The sequence below is a fragment of the Bombilactobacillus sp. ESL1097 genome (assembly GCF_058107205.1).
Genome location: NZ_JBYLUB010000001.1, coordinates 14,714 through 28,693, shown reverse-complemented (window position 1 = coordinate 28,693; position 13,980 = coordinate 14,714). Strand labels below are relative to the sequence as shown.

Sequence of the window (13,980 nt, the reverse complement as noted above, 5' to 3'; positions counted from 1 at the left end):
ATAATTTTAAAGGAGTGTTATTTATGCAAATCAAAACTATCCAATTAAGTGAAACAAATCCCGCTGTCACTTTAACCGCCTATTTATTAGACGATTCCGAAGAAACTTTGGCCGGTAAAAAACGGCCTGGAGTTATCATTTGCCCAGGTGGCGCTTATATGAATTGTTCTTATCCGGAAGCTGAACCAGTAGCTTTAAAATTTAATTCTTTGGGTTATCATGCCTTTATCCTGCGCTACAGTACCTATAATGAAGGTTCTTCGGATTTTTCCAATATTACCAATATTGCGCCCAAAAAAGAGCGTCTATTTCCCCAACAATTGTTGGAATTAGGACAAGCCATGGTCTTAGTGAAGCAACACGCTGATGCCTGGCAGGTTGATGATCAAAAGTTAGCAATTTGTGGCTTTTCTGCTGGTGGTCATAACGTCGCCTTGTACGCCACCAATTGGCATCAGGAGTGTTTTCAAAAACATTTTGGCGCTGAGGCCCAATTACTCCAGCCTGCTGCTTGCATCTTAGGTTACGCCATTACCGACTACGTTAACCTTAATGAACATATCCAAAATGAGCTGCAGGGGATGGAACAGCAATTTATGAAAGCTTCCATGGTGGCCTTTTTAGGGCAAGAGAACCCGGACCTAGCCGATTTAAAAAAAGTTAGTCCTCGTTTGCAAGTGAACGAGTTCACACCACCAACATTTATGTGGGCCACTGCTGATGATCCTCTAGTCCCGTCACTCAATTCACTCACGTTTGCCCAAGAATTAAAGAACCACCACGTTCCTTTTGAAATTCACCTCTTTGAACATGGTGCCCATGGCTTAAGCTTAGCCACACAAGCCAGTGCTGCTTCTCAAAATCAAATCAAACCCGACATTGCTATTTGGTTTGATTTATGTGCCACCTGGCTACAACGAAGATTTGCTCTACCGTTACCCGAATTAAGTGCCTTTGAAAAAAATCTCAATTTAGCTGACTAACTAATAAAATCATCTGAATGATAAATTTTCTATTTCAATCTTACTAATACTGTCACAAGAGGCGGGGCCAAAAATCGTTTCACAGTTGCGCACTAACCAGATTAAATTTTCCAGTCCGCTCGCGACTGAAAATAATTTGATTCAATTAGGCAAAAACCTTTGACTTTTAAAACGCAATAAAATTACTGCTCAGATATTTCTATCCAAAATGTGAGCAGTAATTTTATTGTCCCGACCTCTTGTTTATTTTTTAAAGCGAATAAAAAAGTGCTGATCCAATCATCAACACTTTTTAAATAACCTTTTATTTTGTTGCTTGTTCCTGCTCTTGACCAATTTTAGCAATCCGCCCACGTTGGATATAAACCATCAAGATACTTAAATCCGCTGGATTAACACCGGAGATGCGGCTAGCTTGGGCCATCGTGGTTGGATTGATTTTTTGTAATTTTTGCCGAGCTTCCGTAGCCAAGCCTTGTACATCATCATAATCCAACCGCTCAGGAATCTTTTTTGATTCCAATTTTTTCAAATGCGCAATCTGCGCTTCTTCTTTTTTAATATAGCCCGCATATTTGAGTGAGATTTCAACTTGTTCCGTAATCTCCGGCGCCAAAGGTTCACTCGTTGGCCCAATAAATTCCACTAACTTAGCATAATCAATTTCGGGACGTTTCAAAAAGTCTGCCGCGACCACACTATCTTTCAGCGGATTCATTCCCAAACCTTCCAAAAACTCATTCACTTTTTTGGATGGTTTAATTCGGGTCATTTTCAAACGTAAAATTTCCGCCGTAACCTGCTGATACTTATTGAGGAAATTTTGATAACGAGTTTCGTTAATTAAACCGAGGTGATACCCCTTTTCAGTTAACCGTTCATCTGCATTGTCATGCCGTAAAATTAAGCGGTATTCGGCCCGACTAGTTAACAAGCGGTACGGTTCATTAGTGCCCTTCGTCACTAAATCATCAATCATTACACCAATATAAGCTTCATTGCGGCCTAGGATTAATGGTTCTTTATTTTGGGCACTTAAGGCAGCATTGATCCCTGCCATAATGCCTTGCCCTGCTGCTTCTTCATATCCAGAAGTTCCGTTCATTTGTCCAGCAGTATACAAGTGACTAATAACTTTTGTTTCCAAAGATTGCTTCAATTGCCACGGTTCCACAATATCATATTCAATAGCATAACCAGGCCGCATCATTTTCGCATGTTCTAACCCGGCTACGGAATGCAACATCTGTTGTTGAATTTCTTCCGGCATAGAGGTCGAAAAATCCCCTACATAATATTCTTGCGTCGTGCGTCCTTCCGGTTCCATAAAAATCTGATGCCGCGGTTTATCCGCAAAACGCACTACTTTATCTTCAATAGAAGGACAATACCGTGGACCAACACCCTCAATTACGCCCGAAAACATCGGAGCCCGATCTAAATTATCCCGAATAATCTGGTGGGTCTGCTCATTGGTATAGGTCATCCAACAAGAGATTTGGTCCTTTAAATAATGAGTCCGGTCAGTTAAATAAGAAAATGACCGGGGCGTTTTGTCACCAGGTTGTTCTTCCATTTGGGAAAAATCAACACTATCCTTAGCTACTCGCGGTGGGGTACCTGTTTTAAAACGCCGCAATTTTAGACCTAAACGTTCTAAATCTTCCGATAATTTAATCGAAGGCAAAGAATTATTGGGACCCGAAGAATACATTAATTCGCCAATAATAATTTTGCCCCGTGAAGAAGTCCCAGCAGTTAAAACCACGCTCTTTGCTCGATAACGCGCACCGGTACTGGTAATCACTCCTTGACAAACTTGGTCTTCCACAATCAACTGGTCAACTAAGCCTTGCCGCAAAGTCAAGTGCGGCGTGGTTTCAATCGTTTCTTTCATGTATTGATGATATTCATTTTTATCAGCTTGTGCCCGTAATGCCCGCACAGCAGGACCTTTACCAGTATTTAACATCCGCATTTGTAGATAGGTTGCATCAATGGCTTTACCCATTTCGCCACCCAAAGCATCGATTTCACGGACAACTACGCCTTTAGCGGGACCCCCAATCGACGGATTACATGGCATAAACGCAATCATATCTAAGTTCAAAGTCAATAATAAAGTTTCTTGACCCATTCTAGCAGCAGCCAAGGCGGCTTCACACCCAGCATGCCCAGCACCGACCACAATCACATCATAACTTTTGGCGGTTTCATACTCTCTAACTTTCCTATCTGCCATCTATTAAACTCCTTATTTTCCCACGCAAAATTGCGTAAATAACTCAGTAATTAACTCATCGGGAGTACTTTCACCCGTAATTTCACCTAATTTGTCCCAACAGTTAGTCATATCAATCTGGACTAGATCAATCGGCATCCCAGCTTTAATGCCTTGAATGACATCACTTAAAGAATCTTGTGCCTGGTTTAACAGCCCGACTTGGCGGGCATTGGTCACCACTGCACCATTTTGTTGTTGATCCATTCCTGCAAAAAACATCGTTTGTATTTTTTGTTCAATTTGATCAATACCTTGCTGCTCCACCGCGGAAATTTGAATCACTTCCTGTGGATCGGCAGTTAAATCTTGCACACTAAACGCTTGTGGCAAATCACTTTTATTAATAATGACAATGCGTTGCTGCGTGGCAGTTTCGGCTAATAACTGTTGATCTTGCTCACTGAGCGGCCGACTGCCATCCAAAACTAACAAGACCAAATCGGCTTTCTTTAATTCTTGCCGACTGCGATCTACACCAATTTTTTCTACTTTATCATCCGTCGCATGGATGCCGGCTGTATCAATGAGCGTTAAGGGAATGCCATTCACATTAGCCATTTGTTCAATGACATCACGTGTTGTGCCCGCCACATCAGTTACAATGGCACGATCTTGCTTGGCCAAGACATTTAATAAACTGGATTTACCAACGTTGGGTTTGCCAACAATCGCCGTCTTTAAACCTTGATTTAAAATTTGGCCTTCTTGAGCTGTCTTTAACAGATTGGCAATTTGTTGCTGCACTTGTTGGGCTTTTTCTAATAACATCTGCGTTGTCAATTCTTCATTATCATATTCTGGATAATCAATATTGACTTCCACTTGGGCCAAAACATCCAAAATTTCTTGGCGTAGATTTTTAATTAAGTGATTTAATGAACCATCTAATTGCTGTAAAGCTTGATCCATCGCACGATCCGTTTTAGCACGAATCAAGTCCATTACCGATTCTGCCTGCGTTAAATCAATCCGCCCGTTTAAAAATGCCCGCTTCGTAAATTCACCAGGTTCCGCCAAGCGCGCACCATGACTTAACAAAACTTGTAAAACTCGGTTAGTAGCTAACAAACCACCGTGTGTATTAATTTCCACGACATCTTCACGAGTAAAAGTTTTGGGTGCTCGCATCACCGAAATCATGACTTCATCAATTGGCTGCTGATTTTGGGGATCAATCACGTGTCCATAATTAATAGTATGCGAAGCCACGGTGGTTAAATCGACCCCCGTCGTCACTTGGTTAGCAATTTTAATTGCTTGATCTCCTGATAAACGCACAATTGCAATGGCCCCTTCTCCAATGGGTGTCGAAATTGCCGCAATTGTATCAAATTCTGTAATTTCCGTCATCAAACTACTCCTTTGAAAGCACAAAAAAAGTGCTACTAATCCAGATTAGTCGGTTACTAATCTCGATAAAAAGCACTTTGACTACTTTTTGATCTCTAATCTTTCAGATCCCAATGATTTTAAATCTAGTTAATACGGTTAATATACTGGTTAAATGCCATTTTGTCAAAAATTACTTCTGCAATTCACGGACTGGGCGAATGACCAAATACTTATCTAAACCGCGTCCTTGTGTCCGCACGAAAACTTGATCATTGTTTTCCAAGTTTTGATAAATAATTTTACGTTCAATCGCTGGCATAGCATCTAAATAAACTGGCCGTTTGGTAGCAGCCACTTGTTCTGCCTTGAATGTTGATAAAGCAATTAACGACTCTTGCCGCCGTTTGCGGTAATTACCAATATCCAACAAAATTGGCTGCTCTCGAAAATCTAAGTAATAAGCATACTCTTGCACAATTGTTTGTAGGGCATTGATATTTTTACCATGTTTTCCAATAATTTTCGCTTGCAATTTCTCAGTGACATCAATATCAAATTTTAAACAATCCGAATTTTTAACATATTTGACTGCTTGCTTAAAACCCATCGTCTGCAAAATATGCGCTAAATAATCTTGAATTTGTTGAATCTTATTTTGCGTGGATTGCGTTTGTTCCACAAGATTTTGAATACTTTCCACTGGCTTCAAATCCACAATGGCTGGTTTCCGCCCAATCCCTAAGAATCCAGTTCGTCCTTCACTGATTACATTAACTGAAACCTGCTCTCGTTTAACCTGTAACTGTTTTAACCCCTCATCAATGGCCTTTTGAATTGTTGTTCCCTTAAACTCTGCCATAGCTACAACCAAGCTCCTCCAAATAATAATTACTTGCGCTTTTTATAAGCTTTTTTACGAGCCTTCCGTAAGGCCTTTTGTCGCTCTCGTTCTTGTTGCGCCTTAGCTTCTTGTTCCCGTTTAAATTTAAACGGATTTTGCAACAATAAAGTTTGCAAAACTTGAAAAGCATTAGAAACCACCCAGTAAACAGAGATTGCCGATGGAAAACTAATGGCTGGAATCAAGACGACAATTGGCATAAACCACATCATCATTTTCGCTGATTGCGGTTGATCCGGCTGTGATAAGTTAGCAATCCAAGTACTCAAGAACGTAAAGATCGCAGCTAAAATCGGTAAAACGTAAATCGGATCTGGTTTACCCAATGCCATCCATAAAAAGCTACCATTCCGTAATTGCGTAGTCCGATAAATAGCTTGATATAAAGCCCACATCACTGGTAACTGAATCAGCAGCGGCAAGCAACCAACAAACGGATTAACCCCTGCTTCAGCATAGAGTTTCTTCGTTTCTTCTTGTAATTTTTGCTGCGTATCTAAATCCTTAGCTGAATATTTATCCTGCAAAGCTTTCATCTGCGGTTGAATATCCATTTGCTTTTTCATACTGCGAGTCTGCCACCAATTTAACGGCAACAAAATAATCCGAATAATCACTGTAAATAAGACAATTGCCCAACCGTAATTATTACCGACTAATTTTGCCAACCATAAAATAAAGCGGGAGCCTTGATATAAGACATAATGATTCCAAAATCCACTACTACTTTTCGTAATCGGTTCGTTCAAATTAGAACAACCGCTGACGACCACTACCAGCATTAAAACTGCAACTAATAGTAACCAACGTCGATTCTTTTTCTTCAACATAGCAACTTTCCTTTATCAGTAGTTGAGACAAATAGTGTCACCAAATCACTGTGCTTTTTAGTAACGTAGCAAATCGTCACACAAAGATTTTAGATAGCTATTAATTAATTAACAATTATTTTTGTCTCGTCCACGTTATTAGTCTTCCTATAACATTTTACCTAATTTTAGAAGATGTATCAGATTTTTTTTAGTTTCAGCCATATTTAATTTAGTAGCCGGCTTGCGAGCAATAATTAAAAAATCTACTTCTGCTGGCAGTTGGGACTTTAACTCCAATAAAGATTGCCGTAAATAACGTTTCATCTGATTTCGTAACACAGCAGTATGGGCAATCTTTTTACTAACCGATAAGCCTACGCGAAAATGCGGTTGGTTGGGTTTTTCAATTTGATACAACACAAACGCCCGATTCGCCACGGAATTATGTTGATCAAAAACTGCTTGAAATTCTTTTTCCTTTTTAATTCGATAACTTTTACGCATTTTTTAACCTCATCTAGTGAAAAGTAAATTCCTTCGGCACCAAGTACCAAGCCGTTAGAAACAGACTTAACCGGCCTAATTTTTCTTAAATTTTCGTAACAGTTTAATCGTGATCGCAGTCTGTTTACAATTTTGACTTGGTGCAACGACCACAGTAGTTAACCATTTTTGACAATTGTAGATTCTGGTCAAGCAAAAGTTGTCTTGGCTTTTGGTGAGGATAAATCTGTAATTTAAGACCTTGATCCACGGCCGTTACACCTCATTTCACAAAAATAATTTTAGCATAAAAAAGGACGCCTGAGACGTTAATTCATCCTAAGAATAATACCTTCCTAGGTTGTCTTAACTGGCGTCCTGTATAAAAAAACCACTGAATCTTCAGTGGCTTAGGCGGATAATACTTTTCTACCTTTTTGACGACGACGTGCTAAAACCTTACGACCGTTACTAGTACTCATCCGTTTCATAAAACCATGAACACGTTGACGATGACGTTTCTTAGGTTGATAAGTTCTTTTTGTAGTCATGTTTAAACACCTCCATAACTAATCTCATCGTTTATTATTCTAATGATAATACCATAGTAGTTTACCACATTTGCCGCCTAAATAAAATTATTTTTCTTAAGCGAAGGACGTTCTCATTCTAATTACTTGTTTAAAAAGTTGTGTATAAATTAAAACAGTTTCTAATCCTCAAACTTTTTCCACAAGTAAATCCGCATTAAATTAACAATTAACTGCTTTGTTAACAGTTTTTCCACAGTTGTTAATATTAAATTAACTTTCTTTTGAAATAGCAAATCTGTTTGCTTTTATCGCTGTGGAAAACTTAAAATATTTTATTTTCTTAATTGTTTTCCACAATTTTCTGGATGATTTATTGTTGACCAGTTTAAAAGTTAGTTTTTAATATCCACTTGTGGAAAACTTTTTTAAAAAATGCTAAAATAATGCAGTTAATTATCTATTACATTTTAGTTGGAGGAGTAATGTGCCCGAAATAACAAATGGTGAGTTGGATTCTTTTTGGGAATTTTTGCAAAAGAAATTTAAACAAGATTTTGCACCGGTTAGTTATCAAACTTGGATCGAAAGCGCCAAACCCTTAAAATTAGAAAACCAAAAAATTTATATTTCCGTTCCATCATCATTGCACAAAGAATATTGGGAACGAAATATTAGTACTAAAGTAGTTGAAACAGCTTATGAGTACAGTAATCAAGAAATTGTCCCCGTCGTTTTATTAGAATCTGAGCTCAAAAAACAACAATTAGAACAAACAATTACCCAACCGCAAACTGTCACTACTAAGACTGCACAGTCACCTATTCAAGCCGCTCATTTAAATAGTAAATATACTTTTGATTCTTTCGTGACTGGTGGGGGTAATCAAATGGCCCACGCTGCCGCTTTAGTGGTTTCTGAAGAACCTGGTACTATGTATAATCCGTTATTTATTTACGGTGGTGTCGGTTTGGGAAAAACTCATTTAATGCAAGCGATTGGACATCAATTACTAGAGCGTGATCCCAGTGCCAATGTTAAATATATTTCCAGTGAATCATTTGCCAATGATTTTATTAATTCTATTCAAAATCGTACCCAAGAACAATTTCGCAATGAGTACCGCACAGTTGACTTACTTTTAGTCGACGACATTCAATTCTTTGCGGATAAAGAAGGTACCCAAGAGGAATTTTTCCATACATTTAATACACTTTACAATACTAAAAAACAAATTGTCCTAACCTCTGATCGGTTACCAAATGAAATTCCAAAATTACAAGAACGGTTAGTTTCGCGTTTTAAATGGGGGTTATCAGTGGATATTACTGCACCTGATCTAGAAACTCGGACGGCAATTCTACGCAAAAAAGCCATCGCCGAAAACTTAGAAATTCCGGATGATGCGTTATCCTATATTGCGAGTCAAATTGACAGTAACGTCCGGGAATTAGAGGGCGCGCTCGTCCGTGTCCAAGCTTATTCAACAATTAACAATGCGGATATTGACATTAGTTTAGCCGCCGAAGCACTCAAAGATCTCAAAGATTCCAAACACCAAGTCGGCTTAACCATCAGCAATATTCAAGATCAAGTTGCTAAATACTATAAAGTTTCTGTGGAAGATCTCAAAGGCAAGCGCCGCAATAAAGCTATTGTCGTTCCCCGCCAAGTGGCTATGTATTTAGCGCGGGAACTGACTGATAGTTCTTTACCTAAAATTGGTCAAGAATTTGGCGGCAAAGATCACACCACCGTTATTCATTCTTGTGACAAAATCGCCAAATTGTTAGAATCTGATCTCAATATCCAACATGATTTGACCAATCTCAAAGCTAGCCTAAAAAATTAACATGTGGATAAAAAAAGCAAAACTCAAGTTTTTCCACAAGAGTTTTGCGCAATTTATTAACAGTCAAAAGTTAAGTAGCTGTTAGCCTTTTAGCTGAAACGCACAGTTTCAACAGCTCCTACTACTATTACTACTATTTTTTTATTAATTATTAAGGAGACCACCATGAAATTCTCAATCAATCGTAATCAATTCAACCGCCAAATCACAAATGTTCAAAGAGCTATCTCAACCAAAACAACAATTCCAATTCTCACAGGAATTAAATTAGATCTAAAAGATGAAGGTTTAACAGTTACCGGCAGCGATGTGGACATTTCTGTGCAAACTTTTATTGATCAACAAAATGCTGATAATGAACTAACAATTGAATCAACAGGCTCTATTGTTCTACCAGCCCGCTTTTTTAGCGACATTATCAAAAAACTACCTAATGACCATTTCAGTCTAGAAGTTTTAGATCATTTACAAGTGGCAATTACTTCAGGTAATTCTGAATTTAAGATTAATGGCTTAGATGCCAATAATTATCCACATCTACCAGAAGTTGCTAATTCCGATCAATTAAAAATTCCAGCCGACCTATTAAAACAAGTAATTGACGAAACCGTCTTTTCTGCTTCTAAAGAAGAAAATCGTCCAATTTTGACAGGTTTACATTTGACAGTTAACCAAGACCAATTATTAGCAGTAGCTACTGACAGTCATCGTCTCGCACAACGGATTATCAAAATTCAAAATCCAAACGCCAACGATTATGATTTAGTCTTGCCCGCGCGTAGCTTAAAAGAATTAGAACATTCAATTGGGGATAATGTCGGTGATATCAATTTAGCAATTTCTGAAAACCAAGTTTTATTCGAATTTGAAAATACTTTATTTTATTCACGGCTCTTAGAGGGCAATTATCCGCGCACTGATCGTTTAATTCCCGAATCATCGACGACCCAGATTGAAATTGAAGCCAAATCACTGTTAGCTTCAATTGAACGGGCTTCACTGTTATCACATGCTAGTCGTAATAATGTTGTACGCTTGGCGATTAATGCTGCCGAACCAAAAGTTATTATCTATGGTAATTCTCCTGAAGTCGGAACCGTTGAAGAAGAAGTGCAATTTGATCAAGTTACGGGTCAAAATTTAGACATTTCGTTTAATCCAGATTATTTAAAAGAAGCCTTACAAGCTTTCGGTGATACAAAAATTAAAGTTGAATTAACCGCAGCACTGCATCCCTTTACGCTGAAACCTTTAGCAGATGATCAAGGCTTTATTCAACTAATCACTCCGGTAAGAACTTTTAACTAAAATTTAAAATTAACTTTTACGTAGAATGTCCGGACAATCGTTTACGGTTGCCGGACATTTTATTTTGCCTTGAAGCTAAATTTTTGCGTAAATTTAAATTTAAATGGTTTTTAGTCTTTTTAGTCTAAATGAGATCAATGAGCTAAAACGGCTTTAAATTGCTAGTTAAACCAAAAAGCGTTATAATTAGCTTAGGTAAGTTTATCTAATTATAAGGATGTGAGTGCAGCAATGAACATCAAATTAAATGGTGATTACATGACATTAACGCAAGCTTTAAAAGAAGCAGGCGTCATCGCCACCGGCGGTCAAGCTAAATGGTACTTACAGGAAAACACAATTTTCTTAAATGGTGAACCAGAAAATCGGCGGGGGAAAAAGCTCTATGCTGGTGATCAACTCCAATTACCAAATGGAGCTCAGTTAACCATTAACTAATGCAATTACAACAATTAGTTCTGAAAAATTTTCGCAATTATCAGCAATTAGCTTTGTCCTTTGGTCAAAATTTAAATATCTTTATTGGCCAAAATGCTCAGGGCAAGACCAATTTATTGGAAGCTATCTCGGTGTTAGCTTTGGTGCGCTCACATCGAACGAATAATAATCAGGAATTGATTCGTTGGGGTTGTGACTTTAGTAAGTTGCATGCGGTGGTGCAAAAAAATAGTGGTCGTTTAACTTTAGATTTGATTTTAAGTACTGCTGGTAAAAAGGCGAGTTTAAATCATTTAGAGCAAAAGAAATTGTCCCAATATGTTGGTCAATTAAATATTATTTTATTTGCGCCAGAAGATTTAACCTTAGTCAAAGGTGCTCCCGGAAAAAGGCGGCATTTTTTAAATATGGAAATTGGTCAAATTAATGCTCCGTATTTAAGTAACAGTTCGAAATATCGGCAAGTTTTAAAGCAGCGGAACCTTTATTTAAAGCAATTACGTTCGAAAAAAGCGCATGATCAAGTATACTTAGAAGTTCTTTCTGATCAATTAGCAGGTTTTGGTGCAGAACTAATTTATGAGCGCCAGCAATTTTTTGAGCAAATTCAGCAATTTTTGTTACCGATTCATCAACAAATCACGCAACAACAAGAAAATTTGCAACTGAAATATTTGCCAGCAGGAGTTCAACAAATTACGACGGTCGAACAAGTTTATCAAGAACTATTGCACCAATTGCAAAAAAATCAAGATCATGATATTTGGTTAGGTTCAACCACTACGGGGCCCCATCATGATGATTTTCAATTTTTGATTAATGATAAGGATTTGCAGAAGTTTGGGTCACAAGGACAACAGCGGAGCGCGGTCTTAAGTCTGAAGTTAGCAGAAATTGAATTGTTTAACCAACAGGTTGGCGAATATCCAATCTTGTTATTGGATGATGTTTTGTCAGAATTAGACCAAGTGCGGCAGACCCAATTATTAAAGGTAATTCAAGATCGCATTCAAACTTTTATTACAACCACAAGTTTAGATGGGGTTGATTTAACTAAAATTGATCATCCGAAAATCTTTCAAATAAAAGCTGGAGGGATAGTATGAGTGATAAAGATTCAAACAAGCAGGAGAGCTTGGCGCAAAGAGCCAAGGAATATGATGCCAGTCAAATCCAAGTTTTATCCGGCTTAGAAGCTGTTAGAAAACGGCCGGGGATGTACATTGGCTCAACGAGTGTGCAAGGATTGCATCATTTAGTTTGGGAAATTATTGATAACGGCATTGATGAAGCGTTAGCTGGTTTTGCCACCGAAATTAATGTGGAAGTAGAACCGGATAACAGTATCACGGTCATTGATGATGGTCGGGGGATTCCGGTAGACATTCAACAAAAAACGGGTAAACCCGCTTTGGAAACGGTCTTTAATGTGTTACACGCTGGTGGTAAATTTGGCGGTGGCGGTTATAAAGTCTCGGGTGGTTTGCATGGGGTTGGCGCTTCAGTAGTAAATGCATTAAGTACGCATTTAGATGTTGAAGTGCACCGCAATGGCCAACGCTATTACATGGACTTTGAACGGGGCAAAGTGAAAACGCCAATGAAAGTTTTGGGGGCCATCACTGATGATCGCCCACATGGTACTAAAGTGCATTTTGCACCCGATCCCGACATTTTTACCGAAACGACGGTTTATGATGATCACACCTTAGTGACCCGGATTCGCGAATTAGCCTTTTTGAATAAAGGTTTGAAAATTACGTTTACGGATAAACGGCAAGACACGGCGGAAAAGCTCGAATTCCACTATGAAGGTGGCATTAAGAGTTACGTTGAGTATTTGAACGAAAATAAAGATGTCATTTTTGAAGAACCAATTTATGTCGAAGGCGTTCAAGACGGGATTACTGTGGAGGTTGCTTTACAATATACGGATGATTATCATTCGAATTTAATGACCTTCGCTAACAATATCCATACTTATGAAGGCGGCACACACGAAGCTGGGTTTAAAGCTGCTTTAACCCGGGTGATTAATGATTATGGTCACCGAAATAATTTACTCAAAGACAACGAAAAATTGTCCGGTGATGATGTGCGTGAAGGTATGACAGCCGTGGTCAGCATTAAACATCCGGATCCACAATTTGAAGGCCAAACTAAAACCAAATTGGGCAATTCTGATGCCCGCACAGTTACCGATCGGACTTTTGCTGATCATTTTAATAAGTTTTTGTTGGAACATCCTGCTCAAGCGCGACAAATTATTGATAAAGGAATGTTGGCTTCTAGAGCTCGAGTAGCGGCCAAACGAGCACGTGAAGTAACGCGGAAAAAATCCGGTTTGGAAATTAGTAATCTGCCCGGTAAATTAGCAGACAATACTAGTAAAGATCCAGAAATCTCCGAATTATTTATCGTCGAGGGAGATTCAGCCGGCGGTTCTGCTAAAGAGGGGCGCTCACGCTTAACGCAAGCTATTTTGCCGATTCGCGGTAAAATTTTAAACGTTGAAAAAGCTTCAATGGATCGGATTTTAGCGAATGATGAAATTCGCACTTTGTTTACAGCGATGGGCACGGGTTTTGGTAATGATTTTGATGTTACCAAAGCGCGCTATCATAAATTAATTATCATGACGGATGCCGATGTTGATGGTGCCCATATTCGGACCTTATTGTTGACTTTGTTGTATCGTTATATGCGTCCAATTTTGGAAGCTGGCTATGTCTATATTGCCAAGCCGCCGCTATATCAAGTCAGACAAGGTAAAATGTCGCGTTATATTGATTCAGATGAAGAATTAAAAGATTTTATGGTGACTTTACAGCCAAGTCCTAAACCCGTCATTCAACGGTATAAAGGTCTAGGTGAAATGGATGCTGATCAACTCTGGGAGACGACGATGAATCCCGAAAATCGGCGCTTGGATCGAGTAGCTAGTTCTGATGCAGCTGATGCCGATCGAGTTTTTTCAATGTTGATGGGTAATAAAGTCGAACCACGGCGAGAGTTTATTGAACAAAATGCGCAATATGCAGAGTTAGATTTTTAATT

11 protein-coding genes and 1 pseudogene are annotated in these 13,980 nt (G+C 38.6%); 6 read left to right on the top strand and 6 right to left on the bottom strand.

The window, feature by feature from the left end; translation table 11 throughout:
- Positions 1-23 precede the first annotated feature (23 nt).
- Entirely contained in the window at positions 24-983 is a 960-nt protein-coding gene (locus tag AC3B6D_RS00140) for an alpha/beta hydrolase (protein ID WP_489774643.1), read from the top strand.
- 307 nt (positions 984-1,290) lie between these two features.
- Here the strand turns inward: AC3B6D_RS00140 and mnmG are convergent.
- The 6 genes and pseudogenes from mnmG to rpmH all read right to left on the bottom strand — a co-directional run.
- Positions 1,291-3,225: pseudogene (gene mnmG / locus AC3B6D_RS00135) on the bottom strand (tRNA uridine-5-carboxymethylaminomethyl(34) synthesis enzyme MnmG); the annotation flags it as partial.
- 12 nt (positions 3,226-3,237) lie between these two features.
- On the bottom strand, positions 3,238-4,620 hold the full coding sequence (gene mnmE, locus AC3B6D_RS00130) for a tRNA uridine-5-carboxymethylaminomethyl(34) synthesis GTPase MnmE (RefSeq protein WP_489774642.1): 1,383 nt from the start codon (positions 4,618-4,620) through the stop codon (positions 3,238-3,240).
- A gap of 169 nt (positions 4,621-4,789) precedes the next feature.
- Entirely contained in the window at positions 4,790-5,458 is a 669-nt protein-coding gene (jag, locus tag AC3B6D_RS00125; protein ID WP_489756892.1) for an RNA-binding cell elongation regulator Jag/EloR, read from the bottom strand.
- Positions 5,459-5,487: 29 nt separating this feature from the next.
- A complete protein-coding gene (yidC, locus tag AC3B6D_RS00120; protein WP_489756891.1) occupies positions 5,488-6,330 on the bottom strand; it encodes a membrane protein insertase YidC in 843 nt (280 codons plus the stop codon).
- Between the two features lie 147 nt (positions 6,331-6,477).
- The gene (rnpA, locus tag AC3B6D_RS00115) at positions 6,478-6,816 is read right to left on the bottom strand and encodes a ribonuclease P protein component (protein ID WP_489774641.1); all 339 of its coding nucleotides are present in this window, start codon (positions 6,814-6,816) and stop codon (positions 6,478-6,480) included.
- Positions 6,817-7,205: 389 nt separating this feature from the next.
- Positions 7,206-7,346, bottom strand: a complete 141-nt coding sequence (gene rpmH / locus AC3B6D_RS00110; protein WP_249512191.1) for a 50S ribosomal protein L34 — start codon at positions 7,344-7,346, stop codon at positions 7,206-7,208.
- 475 nt (positions 7,347-7,821) lie between these two features.
- On the opposite strand from rpmH, the gene dnaA reads away from it, so the two are divergent.
- The 5 genes from dnaA (at position 7,822) to gyrB (ending at position 13,978) form a co-directional block, all read left to right on the top strand.
- Positions 7,822-9,177, top strand: a complete 1,356-nt coding sequence (gene dnaA / locus AC3B6D_RS00105) for a chromosomal replication initiator protein DnaA (protein WP_489757697.1) — start codon at positions 7,822-7,824, stop codon at positions 9,175-9,177.
- Positions 9,178-9,342: 165 nt separating this feature from the next.
- Positions 9,343-10,485, top strand: a complete 1,143-nt coding sequence (gene dnaN / locus AC3B6D_RS00100) for a DNA polymerase III subunit beta (protein WP_489774640.1) — start codon at positions 9,343-9,345, stop codon at positions 10,483-10,485.
- Positions 10,486-10,716: 231 nt separating this feature from the next.
- Positions 10,717-10,923: a S4 domain-containing protein YaaA gene (gene yaaA / locus AC3B6D_RS00095; protein ID WP_489756888.1), complete on the top strand. Its 207-nt coding sequence runs from the start codon at positions 10,717-10,719 to the stop codon at positions 10,921-10,923.
- A complete protein-coding gene (gene recF, locus AC3B6D_RS00090) occupies positions 10,923-12,029 on the top strand; it encodes a DNA replication/repair protein RecF (protein ID WP_489774639.1) in 1,107 nt (368 codons plus the stop codon). Before yaaA ends, recF begins: the two co-directional genes overlap by 1 nt.
- Positions 12,026-13,978, top strand: a complete 1,953-nt coding sequence (gyrB, locus tag AC3B6D_RS00085) for a DNA topoisomerase (ATP-hydrolyzing) subunit B (RefSeq protein ID WP_489769359.1) — start codon at positions 12,026-12,028, stop codon at positions 13,976-13,978. The genes recF and gyrB overlap by 4 nt, the downstream gene beginning before the upstream one ends.
- Positions 13,979-13,980 lie beyond the last annotated feature (2 nt).

What these genes read in the sequence shown, in the direction of transcription:
- rnpA (WP_489774641.1), bottom strand. Translation starts at nt 6,816, where the DNA reads ATGCGTAAAAGTTATCGAATTAAAAAGGAAAAAGAATTTCAAGCAGTT.
- gyrB (WP_489769359.1), top strand. Translation starts at nt 12,026, where the DNA reads ATGAGTGATAAAGATTCAAACAAGCAGGAGAGCTTGGCGCAAAGAGCC.
- jag (WP_489756892.1), bottom strand. Translation starts at nt 5,458, where the DNA reads ATGGCAGAGTTTAAGGGAACAACAATTCAAAAGGCCATTGATGAGGGG.
- yidC (WP_489756891.1), bottom strand. Translation starts at nt 6,330, where the DNA reads ATGTTGAAGAAAAAGAATCGACGTTGGTTACTATTAGTTGCAGTTTTA.
- rpmH (WP_249512191.1), bottom strand. Translation starts at nt 7,346, where the DNA reads ATGACTACAAAAAGAACTTATCAACCTAAGAAACGTCATCGTCAACGT.
- AC3B6D_RS00140 (WP_489774643.1), top strand. Translation starts at nt 24, where the DNA reads ATGCAAATCAAAACTATCCAATTAAGTGAAACAAATCCCGCTGTCACT.
- yaaA (WP_489756888.1), top strand. Translation starts at nt 10,717, where the DNA reads ATGAACATCAAATTAAATGGTGATTACATGACATTAACGCAAGCTTTA.
- dnaN (WP_489774640.1), top strand. Translation starts at nt 9,343, where the DNA reads ATGAAATTCTCAATCAATCGTAATCAATTCAACCGCCAAATCACAAAT.
- recF (WP_489774639.1), top strand. Translation starts at nt 10,923, where the DNA reads ATGCAATTACAACAATTAGTTCTGAAAAATTTTCGCAATTATCAGCAA.